General features: G+C 62.5%; 19 protein-coding genes. 18 read left to right on the top strand and 1 reads right to left on the bottom strand.

The window, feature by feature from the left end; translation table 11 throughout:
* From ACH2A7_RS12265 to ACH2A7_RS12250, 4 genes are all read left to right on the top strand, one after another.
* Positions 1–773, top strand: a 773-nt coding sequence (locus ACH2A7_RS12265; protein WP_394962222.1) for a helix-turn-helix domain-containing protein, incomplete at its 5' end; no start/stop codon positions are given.
* A 124-nt stretch (positions 774–897) separates the two neighbouring features.
* The gene (locus tag ACH2A7_RS12260) at positions 898–2055 is read left to right on the top strand and encodes an excisionase (protein ID WP_394962221.1); all 1158 of its coding nucleotides are present in this window, start codon (positions 898–900) and stop codon (positions 2053–2055) included.
* A 109-nt stretch (positions 2056–2164) separates the two neighbouring features.
* On the top strand, positions 2165–3250 hold the full coding sequence (locus tag ACH2A7_RS12255) for a hypothetical protein (RefSeq protein ID WP_394962220.1): 1086 nt from the start codon (positions 2165–2167) through the stop codon (positions 3248–3250).
* 171 nt (positions 3251–3421) lie between these two features.
* On the top strand, positions 3422–3784 hold the full coding sequence (locus ACH2A7_RS12250; protein WP_394962219.1) for a hypothetical protein: 363 nt from the start codon (positions 3422–3424) through the stop codon (positions 3782–3784).
* A 723-nt stretch (positions 3785–4507) separates the two neighbouring features.
* On the opposite strand, the gene ACH2A7_RS12245 is transcribed toward ACH2A7_RS12250, so the two are convergent.
* Positions 4508–5236: a FadR/GntR family transcriptional regulator gene (locus ACH2A7_RS12245; protein ID WP_394962218.1), complete on the bottom strand. Its 729-nt coding sequence runs from the start codon at positions 5234–5236 to the stop codon at positions 4508–4510.
* 302 nt (positions 5237–5538) lie between these two features.
* Between ACH2A7_RS12245 and ACH2A7_RS12240 the strand changes: the two genes are divergently transcribed.
* The 14 genes from ACH2A7_RS12240 to ACH2A7_RS12175 form a co-directional block, all read left to right on the top strand.
* The gene (locus tag ACH2A7_RS12240; protein ID WP_394962217.1) at positions 5539–6867 is read left to right on the top strand and encodes a GntP family permease; all 1329 of its coding nucleotides are present in this window, start codon (positions 5539–5541) and stop codon (positions 6865–6867) included.
* A gap of 16 nt (positions 6868–6883) precedes the next feature.
* Positions 6884–8083 (top strand): mandelate racemase/muconate lactonizing enzyme family protein, encoded by a 1200-nt coding sequence (locus ACH2A7_RS12235; RefSeq protein WP_394962216.1) that lies wholly within the window; start codon positions 6884–6886, stop codon positions 8081–8083.
* A gap of 226 nt (positions 8084–8309) precedes the next feature.
* The gene (locus tag ACH2A7_RS12230; RefSeq protein ID WP_394962215.1) at positions 8310–9596 is read left to right on the top strand and encodes an Ig-like domain-containing protein; all 1287 of its coding nucleotides are present in this window, start codon (positions 8310–8312) and stop codon (positions 9594–9596) included.
* A gap of 178 nt (positions 9597–9774) precedes the next feature.
* Positions 9775–10272: a crossover junction endodeoxyribonuclease RuvC gene (gene ruvC / locus ACH2A7_RS12225; protein WP_394962214.1), complete on the top strand. Its 498-nt coding sequence runs from the start codon at positions 9775–9777 to the stop codon at positions 10270–10272.
* Between the two features lie 17 nt (positions 10273–10289).
* The gene (gene ruvA, locus ACH2A7_RS12220; RefSeq protein WP_394962213.1) at positions 10290–10895 is read left to right on the top strand and encodes a Holliday junction branch migration protein RuvA; all 606 of its coding nucleotides are present in this window, start codon (positions 10290–10292) and stop codon (positions 10893–10895) included.
* A gap of 45 nt (positions 10896–10940) precedes the next feature.
* A complete protein-coding gene (gene ruvB / locus ACH2A7_RS12215; protein ID WP_394962223.1) occupies positions 10941–11942 on the top strand; it encodes a Holliday junction branch migration DNA helicase RuvB in 1002 nt (333 codons plus the stop codon).
* A 92-nt stretch (positions 11943–12034) separates the two neighbouring features.
* Positions 12035–12922 carry a class I SAM-dependent methyltransferase gene (locus ACH2A7_RS12210; RefSeq protein ID WP_394962212.1) on the top strand — a complete coding sequence of 296 codons (888 nt, stop codon included), beginning with the start codon at positions 12035–12037 and terminating at the stop codon, positions 12920–12922.
* A 2-nt stretch (positions 12923–12924) separates the two neighbouring features.
* Complete coding sequence (locus ACH2A7_RS12205) at positions 12925–13758, top strand: energy-coupling factor transporter ATPase (protein ID WP_394962211.1); 834 nt, start codon at positions 12925–12927, stop codon at positions 13756–13758.
* A gap of 58 nt (positions 13759–13816) precedes the next feature.
* Positions 13817–14701 carry an energy-coupling factor transporter ATPase gene (locus tag ACH2A7_RS12200; protein WP_394962210.1) on the top strand — a complete coding sequence of 295 codons (885 nt, stop codon included), beginning with the start codon at positions 13817–13819 and terminating at the stop codon, positions 14699–14701.
* Complete coding sequence (locus tag ACH2A7_RS12195) at positions 14695–15513, top strand: energy-coupling factor transporter transmembrane component T family protein (protein WP_394962209.1); 819 nt, start codon at positions 14695–14697, stop codon at positions 15511–15513. The genes ACH2A7_RS12200 and ACH2A7_RS12195 overlap by 7 nt, the downstream gene beginning before the upstream one ends.
* Before the next feature lie 3 nt (positions 15514–15516).
* Complete coding sequence (truA, locus tag ACH2A7_RS12190) at positions 15517–16278, top strand: tRNA pseudouridine(38-40) synthase TruA (RefSeq protein WP_394962208.1); 762 nt, start codon at positions 15517–15519, stop codon at positions 16276–16278.
* A 23-nt stretch (positions 16279–16301) separates the two neighbouring features.
* Positions 16302–17492 carry a DUF5711 family protein gene (locus tag ACH2A7_RS12185; RefSeq protein WP_394962207.1) on the top strand — a complete coding sequence of 397 codons (1191 nt, stop codon included), beginning with the start codon at positions 16302–16304 and terminating at the stop codon, positions 17490–17492.
* A 36-nt stretch (positions 17493–17528) separates the two neighbouring features.
* Positions 17529–18206: a CvpA family protein gene (locus ACH2A7_RS12180; RefSeq protein ID WP_394962206.1), complete on the top strand. Its 678-nt coding sequence runs from the start codon at positions 17529–17531 to the stop codon at positions 18204–18206.
* 76 nt (positions 18207–18282) lie between these two features.
* Positions 18283–19088 (top strand): AAA family ATPase (locus ACH2A7_RS12175; RefSeq protein ID WP_394962205.1); only part of this gene is annotated, 806 nt, incomplete at its 3' end.

The raw sequence follows: 19088 nt of genomic DNA, 5'->3' as shown, positions 1-19088 counted from the left end.
CAGCTATTGTATCACGGGCACCTCAAAGCCTGCTGATACCTGAATTTATTAACTTTGAAACTTATTATACGAGGAGGATGAATATGTTTCTGAAACTGCCAAATGCGCTGCTGGAAATGCAGATGCAGCCCAATGCCTTTAAGGTGCTGTGTGCTCTGCTCAGCGCCGCTGATCAGGAGCACACTACCACGATGCGCACCTGCGTGATTGCGCAGAAATGCAATATATCTATTGGCACAGTGTGCTCGGCAATTCGCAGCTTGGAAAACATGGGATTGGTACGCCGTGTACACCGGCATAAAGAGGACGGCACACTTGCAGCCAACCGATACTTTATCGCGCTGCCGGCAGGGAAATGGTTTGCAATGAGTTTGTCGGATGATGTTTTACGGCTGCCGGCGAGCAGCTTCAGCGTCTATGCGGCTATGCTGCGCTTTCGCGGAAAGAATCACAAAGCGTTCCCGTCGCTGGGATGTCTGTCAAATCTGCTTGGGCTGTGCAAAAACACCCTGCTGCGGGCGCTCCGCTGTCTGCAAGCCTCTGGTTTGCTGCGAAAAATGGCCAAATGGGCGGGCAAACACAATTTGTATTTGATCCAGGGCACAAAAAATGGGCGCCTGGTTGAGCAAAAACCAGACACCCAAGTTCAGCAGTTAGATTACCCGTCTAACACTTTCAGCGTAACATCTGTTTTGTATTATGTCAAGAGGGCAGTGGTTCATTTTTTGAAAAGTATACCTTTACCCACCTGGGTACATAACAAAAAAGAGTAAAAAACCTGGGTAAAATGGGGTGTATAGGATAGCTGCGCCCGGGCGACGGCCCTTTTTCCTTTTGTACAGGCGTAAAACTGTGATATACTAAAACCAGAATCATTGGCCGGGCAGGAGGACGCCTATGGCAAAGTTCTTTTTGATGCACAAAGACCGGCGGGTGGCCGTGCTGGAAGTTGCCGAAAAAACAGCCGATATACTGGATGTCGAGGAGATTTTGGCTCCTGAGCATTATCCGATCGGGTGCCGGCCGGATGTACTTGGGCTGCGTTCTTGGTGGAAAGGCAGGGGCATCCCTGCGGGCCGTCAAGGACTGAGCGCAGCATTGGCTGCGATGGATGTGCCATATGCGGAATTGCTACTGCTCAAATGCAACGGCCTCAGCCTCACAGACCACTACTGGATTACTCCATGCGAGCGCCCGCAACGCTGGAGCCAGGTGAATTTTTTCCAGAATGATTTTTCTGAGGACGTTGGCCGGGCGTTGTTTGGAGAACAGAGCACGGCTCTGTCTCTGGATCTGAAATCTCCCTGCTGCACATCAGACGGATTTTTGAAGAAGCGTTGGCAGATCGCTGATGGGCAGCGTGTCCTGGTCAAAGGCGGCACAGCACCGTATTTTCAAGAGCCGCTGAACGAGTGTGTGGCCAGTGCGGTATACGAGATGCTGGGGATCCCGCACACTCCTTATGTGTTGGCATGGGAAGATGAACAGCCTTATAGTGTTTGCCCATGTTTTGTGACCCCCTCCACGGAGTTCGTGCCCGCTGCGGCGCTGGTGGAATGTTTTGAAAGTGACGAGGGGGTGCCCCTGTGGCGGCATTTTCTCCTTTGTTGCGAAAAGCTGGGGATACCCAATGCGAAAAAAGATACCAGCCAGATGCTGGCGGTAGACTTCCTGCTGGCGAATACAGACCGACACTTGAAAAATTTCGGTGCACTGCGTGACCCGGACACTTTACAGTGGATCGGAATGGCCCCGGTTTTCGATAGTGGGACAAGTTTGTGGAAGCTGGATCGGACAAACTTTATTGCAAAGGATCAATACGACCAATGCCGACCTTTTGCGCAGCACCATGCGCAGCAGCTTGCTCTCTTGGATGCTGCGGACATTGCATGCCTGCCATGGCACAAATTGCAGGGCCTGCCAACACTTGTGGAGAAAATCTTGTCGCAGTCGGTGTATTTGGAGCCGGAACGAATCAAAGCAATCACGGGAAGGGTTGAGCAAAATCTGGATCATCTGATGTCTCGGCTTTTTGTAAGGCCCGTCGAACCATAACAAAAAAGATGAGGTACGACCGACGGTCGTACCCAGAAAACCGCATAACAAAGCCAAAAGCGAGGTGCGACCGTCGGTCGTACTTCAGCAGGGAAGGAGGTGAGCATCCATGGATCAAATCATGCGGGCAACACTTATGAGCCGTGATGTAGAGATTGCGAGGATAGAGGGCCGGCTGTTGTATCCAATCCGGGAGGAGCTGATGCCACTGTATCTGCGCCGGACGGGGAACCTGGAGGAATGGCTGGCCCACAGAGCAATAGATCATCACAGAACACACTCGCGGCTGCTGAAAAAAGTGTTGCGGCTCTCGGAAAAAGACGATGCCTCAACGGCGCTGGCCATGCAGGCGGCCACGATCACTGATACCTACTGGGTGCGCCCGGGAGGCAGCGATTTAACTTGGGATAAAGTGCGGTTTCGGGAAAATTATTTTGATACTCTTGCGCTGCAAGGCGATTTGTCTGCATTTAGTCGCCCGCCCAGCCGCACCCCGGAACTGACCAACATTGGCAGCTTTGAAAAATGCTGGCGCTTGGAAGACGGCTGCTGGTGGATGTATAAGCAATGCAATGAGAACGAGATGTTTTCAGAGCTGTTTGTTTATGAGCTGTGCAAGGCGCTTGGTTTTCCCACTGCCCGCTACGAAAAAGCGGGGCCTTTCATTCGCACACTTGACTTCACTGCCGGCAAGGCGAATTTCGAGCCGGCTTTCTCTCTTGTTGGAGAAGAGGAAGATTACGGACTGAATTACCGTATCTTCAAGGAAATATCTCCTGTAATGGCTGACGATTATCTGCAACTGCTGATGATGGACGCATTTTGCCTCAATGCCGACCGCCACACGGAGAACTACGGTGTGCTGCGGGACATCGACACCGGGGAAATACTATCACTTGCGCCGAATTTCGACAACAACATATCTCTGCTTTACGATGGCTATAAACCGCAGCAAAGAATGCCGGATCTGCTTGGCAGGGAACTGAACGACCTGGAGCGTACAGAACATGCCCTCAGTGAATATGCAGCGCACCGCCCGTTGCCGATGATAACGCCGGAACTGATCGAAGAGTGCTGCCGCCGAACAGAGATGAAGGTCGATGTGCCGTATGTGCAGCAGTTTGTGATGGCGGGCTACCGGCAGACGCTCATTCCGCAGATGCTGCAAGAGCAGGCGCACGGCCTGGAACCATGACAGGGTACGACCGACGGTCGTACCTGAAAAACCGCATAACAAAGCCAAAAGCGAGGTACGACCGACGACAGAAACGCCTGCAAAACAGAAGGCTGCAACTTTGTTAAAACCAACAATGGTAATTTGCATCCTGGCGTGCTATACTAAATAAACCGACAGGAGGAATGCACAATGCTGACCAACGAAGATCTACAGGCGATTTCCGGGCTGATCACTTCCGCTGTCACTGCCAGCGAAGGGCGTATGATGGCCCGGATGGATAAAATTGACGCCCGGCTGGACAATATGGATGCCCGGCTGGACAATATGGATACCCGGCTGGACAATATGGACGCCCGGCTGGACAATATGGACGCCCGGCTGGGGCGCGTTGAACACGAGCTGGTCGAGGTGAAGGACCGGCTCTGTGCTGTTGAGGAAAACACCGAAGTCACCCGCGGCGCGGTGAACGCGCTTGTGGAATGGGCAGAGCAGGTGGCGGTGATCACCAAAGCGCCGTTCCCCGTGCAGCACCAGCCAGTGGTGGAACCGTGATAGGTACGACCGGCGGTCGCACCCCAAAAACCGCATAACCAGGCCAAAAAGCAGGTACGACCGTCGGTCGTACCTGCTTTTTTTGATTTAGGCCAGCCGAACAAGCTGGATCAGGCTGATTGCCGCGGCAAACAATGCCAGCAACTTGTCGATGTCCATAAATCTCACCCCTTTCTCGTTGCGAAGAAGTGAGATCTATGGTCATTACTTTTCGGGGCAGCGCAACCGAAAACCGCTATTGCAAAATGTGGCAATCCATGGTATAATAAATTAAGACAAAAGAAAACCCCCACAGGTCGTTTCACGGTTACCCGCCGGAAACGACCATGCGCCACTCGTTGGTTAGGGCCCAGCGACTGACTTGTGAGAGCTTTTCTAAATCTATTATACGGGATTTAGAGAAAAAGTCAACACAAGAACGCCGCCGGACATCCTCAACGGGTGACGGGAGCGTTCTTTTTTGTTGCGCACTTTGAAAAAAAGTGGATGCAAGCTGAATTTCATTTGAGATACGGGTAATTCGGAGACTATAATGACTATCTGCTTGACGTGCAGAGGGTTAGGGATTCGAGTTCCTTACCGCCCACCATGGCAAAGGCCGGGGATGAAACATCATCCCCGGCCTTTTTTGTGCCCCGGCCCTTGCCCGGACGGTAAAAGCCGGCGCTTTCCGAAAACGCCCGGAAAGCGCCGGCTTTCTTGTGGCCTGCCCTGCAGGCAAACTCACAGTTCCACGTTGAAGTCGATCATTTCGTCGTAAAGAACCTTGCATTCGGCAAAATCCTGGCGGCGCATCGCCTCCAGAATGGCCCGGTGACGGAAGTCGCCCTCCATCACCGTAACGCCCTTTTCCGCCCAGCGGGACACACGTTTTTTCAGCGTCAGGAAGACGTACTCCTCCAGCGTGGGCTTGGCCATGGCAAAACAGTAGCTGAACAGCGTGTTGTGGCTCATCAGCCAGATCTGCTCGTGGAAGGCGATGTCGTGCCGGGTCATCTCCCGCAGCTTTTCCTCGTCGATGGGGTGGGCGGTTTTGATCTTCAGCGCGTCGTACACCGTGCAGATGCGGTCCAGTTCCGCGAATTCTTCCGGCGTGGCCCGCTGAATGGCCAGACGGGCGCACTCCACCTCGATCAGCTTGCGGAACTCGCAGATGTTTTCCATCAACTGTGGCTCGTTGTACAGATCCTGCACCGCATTGATGAAATCAGAAAAATCAAACTTCTTCACATAGGTGCCGTCGCCCACACGGGTCTCCACCAGGCCCAGCGCGTTGAGCCGCTGCAGCGCCATGCGCACGGTCAACCGATTCACCCCGTACAGCGAGGCCAGTTCGGTTTCGGGCGGCAGCTTTTCTTCCGCTTTCCAGCGTCCGGCAACGATATTTTCCCGCAGGTTTTCGTATACTTGTTCGCCAGCGGTCACTTTTTCCACCTTTTTGATCTGTGGCATCCTTGTCCATCCTTCGTGCGCCGCACCCCTTGCGCGGCGATATTTTCGGTGTGAGGGCGCGAACCCACGCGGCAAGCGGAGATGCCGCCCTTTCCATTATAACAGTCTCGTTCATAATACACAAACTTTTTTGCCTGTCTTATTGCCATTGGTCAAAAATTATGGAATTCGCAAAAAATATGTTGACTTGTTCGCCTGATTGCTGGATAATGTGGTTAGAAATCAGGCGAATAAGTAACCTGATAAATAAGGCCGGCCTTCCGCTTAATCATCATTTGATCGTTGCAAAAGGAGGTTTCATCATGCTGTTGTTTTGGTTCGCCGTGACCATCGTACTGCTGGTCGTGCTGATCTCAAAACTCAAGGTTCACGCATTTTTGACCTTGCTGATCATGGCAGTGTTCTTTGGATTGTGTGCGGGCATCCCCACCACGGAACTGCCTGCCCTGATCGTGGGCGGTTTTGGCAACACGATGACGAGCATCGGCGTTGTCATCGCCTGCGGTGTTGTAATCGGTTCTTTTCTGGAGTACACCGGCGGCGCGCAGAAAATTGCGGACGCGATCCTGAAGTTGATCGGTATCAAGCGCGCCACCTACGCCACCTCGGCCACCGGCGCTTTTGTTTCCATCCCCGTGTTCTGTGATTCCGGCTTCGTCATCCTGAACCCCATCATCAAGGGCTTGTCCCGCCGGGGCAAGATCCCCTACGCTTCCCTGGTGGTGGCGCTGATGGCGGGCCTCCTGTGCACCCACTCCTTCGTGCCGCCCACGCCCGGCCCTGTTGCGGCGGCGGGCCTGTACGGCGCCGAGATCGGCCAGGTCATGTTCTACGGCCTGATCGTCTCCGTTCCGGTGGTCGTCGTCTGCTCCATCTGGGCGAACTCCCGCTTCGTGAAGGGCGCTTTCCCCGAAGTGGCGCCGGTCAGCGAGCTGGACGCCAAGCAGGAAGCGGACTTTGAGAAGGTCGTGGAGCATGCTCCCTCCACCTTCATGTCCTTCATCCCTGTGGCGCTGCCCATTCTCATCATCATCCTGAAATCCTTCTTCGGCAGCGCCGAAGGCAACATCTTCCAGCAGGTGCTGGACTTCATCGGCACGCCCTGGGTGGCCCTGCTGATCGGCACCATGATCTGCTTCCTGCTGCCCACCAAGCTGAACGAGACCGTCACCAGCGGCTGGGTGGCCAAATCCCTGGAGGGCGCCGCGGAGATCATGTGCATCACCGCCGCCGCCGGCGGCTTTGCCGCCGTGCTGCAGGCCACCGACATCGGCACCATCCTCACCGACCTGGTGCTGCGGGTGGGTCTGCCCGCCGTCTTCGTGCCCTACCTGATGGCCGCGCTCATCAACATGGCCCAGGGCTCCGCCACCGTGGCGCTGACCACCGTGGGCGGCATCCTGGCTCCCATGCTCCCCGCCCTGGGGCTGCACCCGGTCGTTGCCACCCTGGCCACCGCCGCGGGCTCCCTGTCCTTCTGCCACACCAATTCTTCCTACTTCTGGTGCGTCACCAAACTGGGCAACCTGAAACTCAATCAGAGCTACCGGCTGATCACCCTCACCTCGGTGATGATGGGCGCTACGGCCATGGTCGTGATCTGCATTTTGAACCTGACTGTTTTCGCATAAAAGGAGGTACTGTTCCGTGAAAATCACCAGTGTAGACATCATCAAGGCATTCAAGACCCCGTCCGTAGCGGCGGAGGTGGCTGTGGGCAATGTGCCCTGGCATCCCGTATTCGTGCGCATCAACACCGACGAGGGCATCAGCGGCTACGGCGAGATCGGCGTGGCCTACGGCAACGCCCAGAGCGCGGGCTTTGGCATGGGTGTGGACTTTGCCAAGTGCATCATCGGCCTGGACCCGATGAACAACGAGGACATCTGGAACCGGCTGCACCGGCTGACCTTCTGGGGCATGGGCAACGGCGGCGTCATCATGGCGGGTATCTCCGGCATCGACATCGCCCTGTGGGACATCAAGGGCAAGGCCCTGAACGCCCCCGTCTACAAGCTGCTGGGCGGCAAGACCAACAGCAAGCTGCGCGCCTATGCCAGCCAGCTGCAGTTTGACTGGGGCAAGGTGAGCCACTCCCTTGCCAAGCCCGAGGAGTACGCCGAGGCGATGCGCAAGGCCATGGCCGACGGCTTCGACTGCATCAAGGTGGATCCGGTGGGCTTCGACGCCAACGGCGTGTGGATGGGCCGCAGCAGCCGGGGCATCCTGCAGCGCGATCAGCTGCAGCTGGCGGTGGACCGTGTGGCCGCCATGCGCGAGGTGGGCCCGGACGTGGACATCATCATCGAGCTGCACGCCCTCACCGACGCCACCACCTCGGTGCAGCTGGGCCGCGAACTGCAAAAGCTGAACTGCTTCTATTACGAGGAACCCACCCAGCCGCTGAACCCCAACCTCTTCCGGGAGATCAGCAGCAAGATCGAGATCCCCGTGGCCACCGGCGAGCGCGTCTATACCCGCTGGGGCTACCGGCAGTTCTTCGAGGATCACTCCATCGGCATCATCCAGCCCGACCTGTGCAACACCGGCGGCCTGACCGAGGGCAAGAAGATCTGCGATATGGCCCACGTTTACGACATCGGCGTGCAGGTGCACTGCTGTGGCGGCCCCATCTCCGCGGCCGCGGCGCTGCAGCTGGAGGCGGTCATCCCCAACTTCGTCATCCACGAACTGCACGCCTCTGCCCTCATCGAGGACAACATCCGCCTGTGCAAGTACGACTATGTGGCCAAGGACGGCTACTTTGAGGTGCCCGAGCGGCCCGGCATCGGCCAGGAGCTCACCGACGAGTGCCTCGCCAACGCCGACATCGTTACCGTCAAGTAAATTATCACGCAAGCCCGGCCCGCTTTGTGCGGGCCGGGCCGCTTTTTTGGGCCCCGTTGCCCCGCTTTTCCGGCTGCGGCCTTGCGGGAGATACCACCAGTGTGGTATAATTACACTGTAACAAAAGCCCCCGCCGCGGCGGGGGCGGCGCAAGCCGTGGATGATGTGCGCGTCGTCCCCGGCCTTTTTTGGCAATAACGCGCAGAGGCAAACGGGAGGATATGTCATGAAAAAACACAGACGGATCGCCGCGGCGCTGGCTGCGGCGATGACCCTGGCCCTGACCGCCTGCGGCGGGGCAAAACTGACCGGCATCGCCCTGCCACAGGCGCCGCTGGAACTGGCGGTGGGCGGCACGGCGGCGCTGCAGGCCACCTTTACTTACGACGGGGAAACGCCCGCCGAGGCCCCGGCCGTGAGTTACACCAGCGCCGACGAGGCGGTGGCCACCGTGGATGAGACCGGCACCGTCACCGCTGTGGCGGCGGGCGAGACCACCGTCACGGCGGCGGTGGGCGAGTTGAGCGCCACGCAGACGGTGGTGGTGAACATCCCCACCGAGAGCCTGGCCGTGGAGGAACTCTCGGTGCATCTGTCCGACGGGCCGGTGCAGGCGGCGGTCACGGTGGAGCCGGCGGAGCTGGCCGACCAGCTGACCTACAAGACCGGCGACGCGGCCATCGCCACCGTGGACGACACGGGAATGGTGACCCCGGTGAAGGAAGGGCACACCAGCCTGCTGATCCTGGCGCCGGACGGCAAGCGGGCCAAGGCCATGATCACGGTGTGGAGCGGCCCGAAGGAACTGACCCTTGCCGCCGATGAGACCGAGGTGACGGTGGGCGACACCGTCGCCCTCACCGCCGCCGACGAGACCGGCGCGGCGGTGGACGCCGCCACCCTGGCCTGGTCCTCCGGCGACGAGACCATCGCCACCGTGGACGAGACCGGCACCGTGACCATGGCGGCCGCAGGCGAGGTGACCATCACCGCCGAGACTGCCTATGAGATCGCCGGCAGCATCACCCTCACCGGCAAAGAGAAGCCGAAGCCCACCCCCACCCCCGCGCCCGCCGCCACGGGCAATTCCGGCTCCTCCGCTCCGGCGTCCTCCGGCTCCGGCGGCTCCTCCGCCGCGGCCCCCACCGAGGACGCCCCCGAGGGCTGGGGCACCCACGGCTGGTTCTTTGTGACCACCGATACCACCGCCTTTGACCTGCAGAACCAGCTGCGGGCGGCGGTGGGCGCGCCGGCCCTGACCTGGGACGACAGCCTTGCCTCCATCGCCCAGAGCCGCTGCGAGGACATCGCGGTGGACTTCAGCCACAACGGCGTCCAGACCTCCGGCGAGAACATCGCCGTGGGCTATGCCGACGCGGCCTCGGTCATCGCTGCCTGGCAGGGCAGCGCCGGCCACTACGCCAACATGATCAGCACCAACTACACCCGGGGCGCCATCGGCCACATGTACGACGGCGACGGCTGCCACTACTGGGTGGCGGTGTTTGAGTGAGACCACAGCCTGAAACAAAAAGTCAGCCCGGCGGCCTCTTCGCAAAACGCGGAGGGGCCGCCGGGCCCTTTGCGCCTTGGGAAAAAAGGGGCCGCGTTTGCCCTTGCCGCGGTTTTGTGGTATACTATACCGGATAATATGGAGAAGTGTGGCCGAAGGGCCAAAGAGGAAACTGTCTATGCGCGTATTGGGCATCGACCCCGGCTATGCCATCGTGGGCTGGGGGGTCGTGGAATACATCGGGAACCGGTTCACGCCGGTGGACTTCGGGGCGGTGACCACCCCGGCGGACATGCCCTTCGAGCAGCGGCTGGCCGCGGTGTACGAGGGCGTTTTGCGGGTGATGCGGGACCATTCCCCCCAGGCGCTGAGCATCGAGCAGCTGTTCTATCAGCACAACCAGACCACCGTCATCGGCGTGGCCGAGGCCAGGGGAGTCATCCTGCTGGCGGCGGCCCAGTGCGCCGTGCCGGTGTTCGAATACACCCCCATGCAGGTCAAGCAGGCGGTGACCGGCTACGGCAAGGCGGTAAAAAAGCAGGTGCAGGAGATGACGCGGGTGCTGCTGCACCTGGACAAGGTCCCGAAGCCCGACGACACCGCCGACGCGCTGGCCATGGCCATCGCCCACTGCCACTGCAGCCGCAGCCGGCTGCAGAACATCCCCCCGCGCTGAGAGGAGGCGCTTTTGCCGTGATCTATTGTCTCACCGGAAAAATTTTGAAAAAGAGCCTGGACCTGGTGGTCATCAGCTGCGCCGGGGTGGGCTATCAGGTGCAGGTGCCCTCCAGCGTGGCGGGGGCGCTGCCCGCCGTGGGCCAGGAGGCCACCCTCTACACCTGCATGAACGTCACCGAGAGCGACGTGTCCCTCTTCGGCTTTGCCGACGAGGAGCAGCAGGCCTGTTTTAAGATGCTCACCGCCGTGAGCGGCGTGGGGCCCAAGGTGGGGCTGGCCATCCTGAGCGTGCTCAGCCCCCAGCGCATCGCCCTGGCGGCCTCGGCGGGGGACCACAAGGCTTTCACCGCCGCCAGCGGCGTGGGGCCGAAGCTGGCCCAGCGCATTACGCTGGAACTGAAGGACAAGGTGGGCAAGGGCCTGGCCGAGGGCCTTTCCCTGGCCGACCTGGGCCCCGCCGGCGCGCCGGCGGCGGGCGGCAATCTGGCCCAGGCGGCCGCCGCCCTCACCAGCCTGGGCTACACCTCCGGCGAGGCGGCCGCCGCCCTGACCAAACTGGACGACACCCTGCCGGTGGAGGAACTGGTAAAACTGGCGCTGCGGGGCATGGCAAGGAGGTAAACTGTGGAAGAGTTTGATCGCACCGACCGGCTGGTCAGCCCCGAGATGAACCGGGGCGAGACCGAGGAACTGACCCTCCGCCCCCGCACGCTGGAAGAATATGTGGGCCAGGAGAAGGTCAAGGAGAACCTGCGCATCTATCTGGAAGCGGCCAAGCGCCGGGGCGAGCCGATGGATCACATCCTGCTCTACGGCCCGCCGGGCCTGGGCAAGACCACCCTGGCCGGCATCGTGGCGCAGGAGATGGGGGTGCAGATCCGCATCACCAGCGGCCCCGCCATTGAAAAGCCCGGCGACCTGGCCGCTCTGCTCACCAACCTCCAGGAGGGGGATGTGCTCTTCATCGACGAGATCCACCGCCTCTCCCGCCAGGTGGAGGAGGTGCTCTATCCCGCTTTGGAGGACTATGCCCTGGACATCATGATCGGCAAGGGCCCCAGCGCCCAGTCCATCCGCATCAACCTGCCCCGGTTCACCCTCATCGGCGCCACCACCCGGGCCGGGCAGCTCACCGGCCCCCTGCGGGACCGGTTCGGCGTGCTGCTCAAGCTGGAACTGTACAGCCCCGACGAGCTGGCCCGCATCATCCGGCGCAGCGCCGGCATCCTGGGCCAGCCCTGCACCGAGGAGGGCGCGCTGGAACTGGCAAAGTGCAGCCGGGGCACCCCCCGTGTGGCCAACCGGCTGCTCAAGCGGGTGCGGGACTTCGCGGTGGTGCTGGGGGACGGCACGGTGGACGGCGACGCCGCCCGGCTGGCCTTAAAGCGGATGGACATCGACGCCCTGGGCCTGGACGAACTGGACCGCAGCCTGCTGCGGGCCATCATCGAACTGTACGGTGGCGGGCCGGTGGGCCTGGATACCCTGGCCGCCGCCCTGGGCGAGGAGGCGGTGACGCTGGAGGACGTGTGCGAGCCCTATCTGATGCAGATGGGCTTCCTCACCCGCACCCCCCGGGGGCGGTGCGTCACCCGGCTGGCCTACGAGCATCTGGGCATGCGGGCCCCCTCCGCCGCCGAGGACAACGGCCAGCAGACCATGTTCTGAGGCCGCGCCGCGCAAAACAACAAGAAAACTTCACAATTACAGGGTACAATATAGAATCCATGGCCCCGGGCCGCGGAAAAGGAGAGGTGCGTATGCGAGCTGCCCGCAACTGGCAGGACTATGAACTCATCGACGCCACCGGCGGCAACCGGCTGGAGCGCTGGGGCGACGCGCTGCTGGTGCGGCCGGACCCGCAGGTGATCTGGAAATCAGAGCGCACCAGCCCTCTGTGGGCGAAGGCGGACGCGGTGTACCACCGCAGCGAGAAGGGCGGCGGCCACTGGGAGTACCGCCGCCGCCTGCCGGAAAAATGGCAGATCGGCTGGGACGATCTGCGGCTGGTGGTCAGCCCCACCGGCTTCAAGCACACCGGCGTCTTCCCCGAGCAGGCGGTGAACTGGGCCTTCTATAAAAAGATCATCGCCGCCGCCGGCCGGCCCATCCGGGTGCTGAACCTCTTCGGCTACACCGGCGGGGCCACCCTGGCCTGCGCCGCCGCGGGGGCCAGCGTCTGCCATGTGGACGCCTCCAAGGGCATCGTGGCCTGGGGGCGGGAGAACGCCGCCGCCAGCCGCCTTGCGGACAAGCCGATCCGCTGGATCGTGGACGACTGCGCCAAGTTCGTGGCCCGGGAGCAGCGGCGGGGCAGCTTTTACGACGCCATCATCATGGACCCGCCCAGCTACGGCCGGGGGCCGGGGGGCGAGGTGTGGAAGCTGGAAAACTGCATCTATGACCTGATCGCCCAGTGCGCCGGGGTGCTCAGCGATACGCCCCTCTTCGTGGCGGTGAACAGCTACACCACCGGCCTGTCGCCGGCGGTGATGGAGTACATCTTAAAGACCCTTCTGTGCCCGGTGCATGGCGGCGCGACGGCTTGCGACGAGATCGGCCTGCCGGTGTCCAGCACCGGCGGCGTGGTGCCCTGTGGGGCCACCGCCTTCTGGCTGGCGCACGGCGTGCAGGCGGGGGAGGAATGAGTATGGAACACATGATCAGCGCCCAGGACATCCGCTTCCGCTACGCGCCCGACGCCCCCTGGGCGGTGGACGGCGCCAGCGTGGTGGTGGACAAGGGCGAGTTCGTGGCGGTGCTGGGGGCCAACGGCTGCGGCAAGAGCACCCTGGCAAAGCACTTCAACGCCATCCTGCTGCCCGAGGCCGGCACTGTGCTGGTGGAGGGGATGAACACCGCCGACGAATCCCATCTTTACGACATCCGGCAAAAGGTGGGCATGGTGTTCCAGAACCCGGACAATCAGATCGTGGCGACGGTGGTGGAGGAGGACGTGGCCTTTGCCCTGGAGAACCTGGGCGTGCCCCCCGCCGAGATCCGCGAGCGCATCGACGACGCCATGAAGATGGCGGGCATCTACAAGCACCGGGAAAAGGCGCCCCACAAGCTGTCCGGCGGGCAGAAGCAGCGGGTGGCCATCGCCGGGGTCATCGCCATGCGGCCCGACTGCCTGGTGCTGGACGAGGCCACCGCCATGCTGGACCCCCGGGGCCGGGAGAAGGTGATGGAGACCATCCGGCACCTCAACCGGGACTTTGGCATCACCGTGGTGTCCATCACGCACTATATGGACGAGGCCGCCCAGGCCGACCGGGTGGTGGTGATGAGCGAGGGCAAGGTGGTGATGGAGGGCACGCCCCGCCAGGTGTTCAGCCAGGTGGAAACGCTGCGCAGGCTGCGGCTGGATGTGCCCCAGGTCACCGAACTGTGCTGCCAGCTGGCGGCCGCCGGGGTGGACATCCCCACCGACATCATCAACGAGGAAGAATGTGCCGCGGCTCTCTACGAGCTGCTGAAATAACCGCGCCCGAGGGCGCGGCGCGGGGCGGCGCCCCGCAAGAGGGAGGGAACGGCGGCCTATGGCAGCCATCATCGAGACAAAGGGCTTGACCCATATCTACAACCTCGGCATGCCGGACGCCACCGTGGCGCTGGAGAAGGTGGACTTCGCCGTGGAGGAGGGCGACTTCGTGGGCATCATCGGCTCCACGGGGTCGGGCAAGAGCACCCTCATCACCCACTTCAACGGCATCCTGAAGCCCACCGAGGGCCGGGTGCTGGTGGACGGGCAGGACATCTGGGAAAAACCCGCGGACATCCGCAAATTCCGCTTCATGGTGGGGCTGGTGTTCCAGTATCCCGAGTACCAGCTGTTTGAGGAGACGGTGTATAAAGACATCGCCTTCGGCCCCAAAAACATGGGCCTGGACGAGGGGGAGATCGACCGGCGGGTGAAGAGCGCCGCCCGGTTCGTGGGCCTCGCGGACGAATATCTCCAGCGCAGCCCCTTTGAACTGTCCGGCGGGCAGAAGCGCCGGGTGGCCATCGCCGGGGTGATGGCCATGGAGCCGAAGATCCTGGTGCTGGACGAGCCCGCCGCGGGCCTTGACCCCGAGGGGCGGGAGATGATCCTCTCCCAGGTCAAGCGGTTCCACAAGGAGACCGGCACCACCGTCATTCTGGTGAGCCACTCTATGGAGGACATCGCCAAATACGCCGACCGGGTGCTGGTGATGGACCAGCGCCGCATCGCCATGTACGACACGGTGGAGCATGTGTTCGCCCGGGCGGACGAACTGCTGGAACTGGGCCTGTCGGTGCCCCAGGTGACCAAGGTGTTCCTGCGGCTGCGGGCCATGGGGCTGGACCTGCCCCAGGACGTGTACACCGTGCCCTACGCGGTCAAGACCATCCAGGCCGCCCTGGCGGCAAAACACAGCGGGGGAGGTGATGCGCCGTGCTGAAGGATATCACCATCGGCCAGCACTTCCCCGGCGATTCGGTGGTGCACCGCTGCGACCCCCGCCTGAAAATTCTGCTGGTGGTGGCCTACATCGTGGTGCTGTTCACCATCAAGAACTTCGTGGGCCTGGCGCTGAGCATCCTGCTGCTGGCAGCGCTCTATCTGGTGGCCAGGATCCCCCTGAAACTCATCCTCAAGAGCCTCAAGCCCATCATGCCCATCGTGGTGTTCACGGCGGTGCTGAACCTCTTCTTCATGGGGGGCGAGGGGGAACCGCTGGTCTCCTTCTGGCTCATCCGCATCTACAAGGAGGGCGTGGCCTACGCCATCTTCATGGCGGTGCGCATCGTGGCCCTCATCGCCGGCACCAGCCTGCTCACCTACACCACCAGCCCCATCGTGCTCACCGACGCCATCGAGCGGCTGCTGCGCCCCTTTGCCAAACTCCACATGCCGGTGCACGAACTGGCCATGATGATGACCATCGCCCTGCGGTTCATCCCCACCCTCATCGAGGAGACCGACAAGATCATGAACGCCCAGAAAGCCCGGGGCGCCATGCTGGACAGCGGCTCCCTCTCCGACCGGGTGAAGGCGATGGTGCCCATCCTCATCCCGCTGTTCATCTCGGCCTTCCGCCGGGCGGACGAGCTGGCCATGGCCATGGAGTGCCGCTGCTACCGGGGCGGCGAGGGCCGCACCCGGCTCAAAGTCCTCCGCTTCGGCGCGCTGGACTGGGCGGCCCTGGCGGTGTGCGCCGTGGCCTTCGCGGGCCTGTGGGCCACCCGCTTCGTGGCGCCGGGGGTCATGTGAGATATGAACATCCTGCTGGACATCAGCTACGACGGCACCCACTTTTGCGGCTTTCAGGTGCAGAAGAACGGCGTGTCCGTCTGTGAGACCATCCAGAACGCCCTGGAGGCGGTGCTGGGCACAAGGCCCGATGTGAAGGGCTGCGGGCGCACCGACGCGGGGGTGCACGCTTTGCACTACGCGCTGAACTTCTGGGCCGAGACGTCCATCCCGACGGAAAAGCTGCCCCTGGCCCTCAACCGCCACCTGCCGGACGCGGTGCGGGTGAACGCCGCCCGGCGGGTGCCGGAAGAATTCCACGCCCGCTACTCCGCCCACACCAAGACCTATGTTTACCGCATTTGGAACAGCCCGGTGGAAAGCCCCTTCGAGGCGGCCTATCACCACCGCATCAGCGCCCCGCTGGACGTTTTGGCTATGGACCGGGCGGCGAAGGGCTTTGTGGGACGGCACGATTTTTTGAGCCTCTGCGCCGCGGGCAGCGCCGTGGCGGCAAAAGGCGACACCGTGCGCACCGTCACCGATTGCCGGGCACAGCGGGCGGGGCACCTGATCACCGTCACCGTCACCGCCGACGGCTACCTTTACAACATGGTGCGCATCCTGGCCGGCACGCTGGTCCAGGCCGGCCGGGGCGCCCTTGGCCCCGCGGCCGTGCCCTCCATCCTGGCCGGGCGCGACCGCTCCCTTGCCGGGCCCACCCTGCCGGCGAAGGGGCTGTTTTTGCAACAGGTGGACTATCCCCCCGAGGCCCTGGGCCTCTGAGTTTCTGGAAAGGAGGCGCCGCCGTGAGCGAAGGACACAGCAACGTGACCCGCCTGCAGGAGGTGCGCCATCGCCGGGCGATGCGCCGGCTGCGGCGCCTGCTGCTGGTGCTGGCCGCGGCGGCGGCGGTGGGCCTCTATTTTACCGGCGCGTACAGCCAGCTGGCCCTGGCCGCCCGGGAGACGGTGGACTCGGTGCGCATCGCCCTGATGCCCGGGACGGGCTGGCCGGTGAAGACCGGCATCCCCGAAGTGCTGCAGGCCGAGCCCCTGGCCGGCGGTTTCGTGCTGCTGGGCCAGCAGGACGCGGGCGTCTGGTCGGCGGGAGGCAGCGAGCTGCGCACCATCCAGCACGGCTACGCCCGGCCGGCCATCAGCGCGGGCAACACCCGCTTTTGCCTCTACGGCCGTTCCGGCTACGAACTGCGGGTGGAGGGCCGCACCAGCACCCTGTACAAGCGCACCTTTGAGCAGCCCATCCTGCTGGCCGAGATGAGCAACGGCGGCAGCGTGGCGGTGGTGACCCAGTCCGACCGGTTCGCCGCCGAACTCACCGTGTGGGACGCCGCCATGGAGTTCCGCTATGGCTGGAACCCCACCGACACCGAGGGCACCCCGGTGCGGGTGGCCTTCGCCCGGGACAACAAGCGCCTGGCGGTGGCCTGCCTGGTGGCCCAGGGGGGCAGTTTGCAGACCAACCTCTATTTTCTGGACATCCGCAGCGATGCGGTCACCGCGTCGGCCAGTGTCAGCGGCCAGATCTTGCAGCTGCACTGGCTCTCCGCCGACCGGCTGCTGGCGGTGTGCGAGCGCACCGCGGTGGTGCTGGACGCCGCCACCGGCGAGCAGACGGCGGTGTACAGTTACAGCGGCGAGAGCCTGGGCTCCGCCTCGGTGGCGGGACAGAACTGCGCGCTGCTGTTCAGCCCCGACGCCAGCGATTCCCCCGCACGGCTGGTGGTGCTGGACCCTCAGATGCAGGTGCTGGCCGAGGCCAGTGTGCCCTCGCCCGCCACGGCAGTGGTGTGCACCCGCGTTGCTGCATACGTTTTAAGGCAGGAGAGTGTGGCGGCCTACAGCCTGGCAGGGGAACTTCAGTGGGAGTCGCCCACCGAAACGCGGCCTCTGGCGGTGCTGGACGCAAAACAGCTGGTGGTGGTCACCGGCGGCCAGGCGGCCCTGCTCGCCGCGCCGGACGAGACGCAGCAAAGCTGACGCGCCGGCGCCATCAAATGAAAAAGGAGTGATCGGATGAACGCGGCCATCGTGTTTGATCTTGTGATGCTGGCCCTGCTGTTGGTGGTGGCCTTCGCCTATGCCCGCCGGGGCTTCGCCGCGGGGCTGGTGCAGTTTCTGGGCAACCTGGCAAGCCTTATCGGGGCGCTGGTGCTCAGCCGCGAGGCCTCGCCGGTGCTGTTCGAAAAGTTTTTTCAAACCGGATTCGTGAGCAGCATCCAGAACACCATCTCCGCCGAGGGCACGGTGAACGTGCAGCAGATCATCGAGAAGTACGCCGGCTTTTTGCCGGCGGGCGTCAAGGAGAACCTGAACGAGACCGCCGGCCTTCTGGTGGACTCCTCCACCGCCAACCTGGCGGTGCGGCTGGTGGAGGAGGTCATCGCCCCGCTGCTCACCCCCATCATCGCCATCGTGCTGTTCTTTGTGGCCTTCGCGCTGTGCAAGCTGCTGGTGAGCCTGCTGGTGGCGGTGCTCACCAACGTGAACCGCATCCCGGTGATGGGCTCGGTGAACCGGTTCTTCGGTTTCCTGATGGGCCTTATGGCCGGCCTGGTGGATCTGTACCTGGTGCTGTGCGCCGTGTGGGCGGTGATCGTGATCACCGGCGGGTCCCTCGAGTTTTTGAACGATCAGGCCCTGGCGGGCAGCATCGCCTATTCTGTATTCGGACGGTTCAATCCGTTTTATTGACCCGGGCGCCGCGCGCCCGTGACCGATCCCGCCGCCGCAGACCCGGCGGGGGGAAGAGAGGGAGAAGGGAAAAACCATGCTCTGTGTAAAATGCAAAAAACGAACCGCTGTGGTGTTCATTCAGCGGATGGAGGACGGCCAGCCCAAGCAGGAGGGCTACTGCCTGACCTGCGCCCGGGCGCTGGGCATCAAGCCCGTGGACGATCTGATGAAGCAGTTCGGCATGCGGGACGAGGACCTGGAAGCCATGGAGGAGCGGATGAACAACTTCATGGAGGAGGCGGGGGAGAACGGCATGTCCGGCATGTTCCCCTTCGCACCCATGGGCGAGGAGGGCGACGACGGCAAGGGGGGCGACTCCGACGAGGAGTTCACCCCCGGCGGGTCCGCCACCTTCCCCTTCGGCTTTGGCGCCAGGGGCGACCGGAAGAAGGAAAAGGAGAAGGAAAAAGGCGGCAAGCTGAAATTCCTGGATAAATACTGCGAGAACCTCACCGCCCAGGCCGCCGCCGGCAAGCTGGACGAGATCATCGGCCGCGACCAGGAGATCTACCGCACCATCCAGATCCTCGCCCGCCGCCAGAAAAACAACCCCTGCCTGATCGGCGAGGCCGGCGTGGGCAAGACCGCCATCGCCGAGGGCATCGCCCAGCGCATCGCCCGCAACCAGGTGCCCGCCTGCCTCAAGGGCAAAAAGCTCTACCGGCTGGACCTCACCGCCCTGGTGGCCGGCACCCAGTTCCGCGGCCAGTTCGAGCAGCGGGTCAAGGGCCTCATTGACGAGGTCAAGCGGCTGGGCAACGTGATCCTGTTCATCGACGAGATCCACAGCATCACCGGCGCGGGCGACAGCGAGGGCGCCATGAACGCGGGCAACATCCT

The organism is Candidatus Allofournierella merdavium, from assembly GCF_944382735.1.
Lineage (GTDB): Bacteria > Bacillota > Clostridia > Oscillospirales > Ruminococcaceae > Allofournierella_A > Allofournierella_A merdavium.
The sequence above is the reverse complement of the archived record's forward strand: the minus strand, read 5'-3'. Positions and strand labels throughout refer to the sequence as shown.

What these genes read in the sequence shown, in the direction of transcription:
- ACH2A7_RS12255 (WP_394962220.1), top strand. Translation starts at nt 2,165, where the DNA reads ATGGATCAAATCATGCGGGCAACACTTATGAGCCGTGATGTAGAGATT.
- ACH2A7_RS12230 (WP_394962215.1), top strand. Translation starts at nt 8,310, where the DNA reads ATGAAAAAACACAGACGGATCGCCGCGGCGCTGGCTGCGGCGATGACC.
- ACH2A7_RS12210 (WP_394962212.1), top strand. Translation starts at nt 12,035, where the DNA reads ATGCGAGCTGCCCGCAACTGGCAGGACTATGAACTCATCGACGCCACC.
- ruvC (WP_394962214.1), top strand. Translation starts at nt 9,775, where the DNA reads ATGCGCGTATTGGGCATCGACCCCGGCTATGCCATCGTGGGCTGGGGG.
- ACH2A7_RS12250 (WP_394962219.1), top strand. Translation starts at nt 3,422, where the DNA reads ATGCTGACCAACGAAGATCTACAGGCGATTTCCGGGCTGATCACTTCC.
- ruvB (WP_394962223.1), top strand. Translation starts at nt 10,941, where the DNA reads ATGAACCGGGGCGAGACCGAGGAACTGACCCTCCGCCCCCGCACGCTG.
- ACH2A7_RS12200 (WP_394962210.1), top strand. Translation starts at nt 13,817, where the DNA reads ATGGCAGCCATCATCGAGACAAAGGGCTTGACCCATATCTACAACCTC.
- ACH2A7_RS12260 (WP_394962221.1), top strand. Translation starts at nt 898, where the DNA reads ATGGCAAAGTTCTTTTTGATGCACAAAGACCGGCGGGTGGCCGTGCTG.
- ACH2A7_RS12240 (WP_394962217.1), top strand. Translation starts at nt 5,539, where the DNA reads ATGCTGTTGTTTTGGTTCGCCGTGACCATCGTACTGCTGGTCGTGCTG.
- truA (WP_394962208.1), top strand. Translation starts at nt 15,517, where the DNA reads ATGAACATCCTGCTGGACATCAGCTACGACGGCACCCACTTTTGCGGC.
- ACH2A7_RS12205 (WP_394962211.1), top strand. Translation starts at nt 12,925, where the DNA reads ATGGAACACATGATCAGCGCCCAGGACATCCGCTTCCGCTACGCGCCC.
- ACH2A7_RS12245 (WP_394962218.1), bottom strand. Translation starts at nt 5,236, where the DNA reads ATGCCACAGATCAAAAAGGTGGAAAAAGTGACCGCTGGCGAACAAGTA.
- ACH2A7_RS12180 (WP_394962206.1), top strand. Translation starts at nt 17,529, where the DNA reads ATGAACGCGGCCATCGTGTTTGATCTTGTGATGCTGGCCCTGCTGTTG.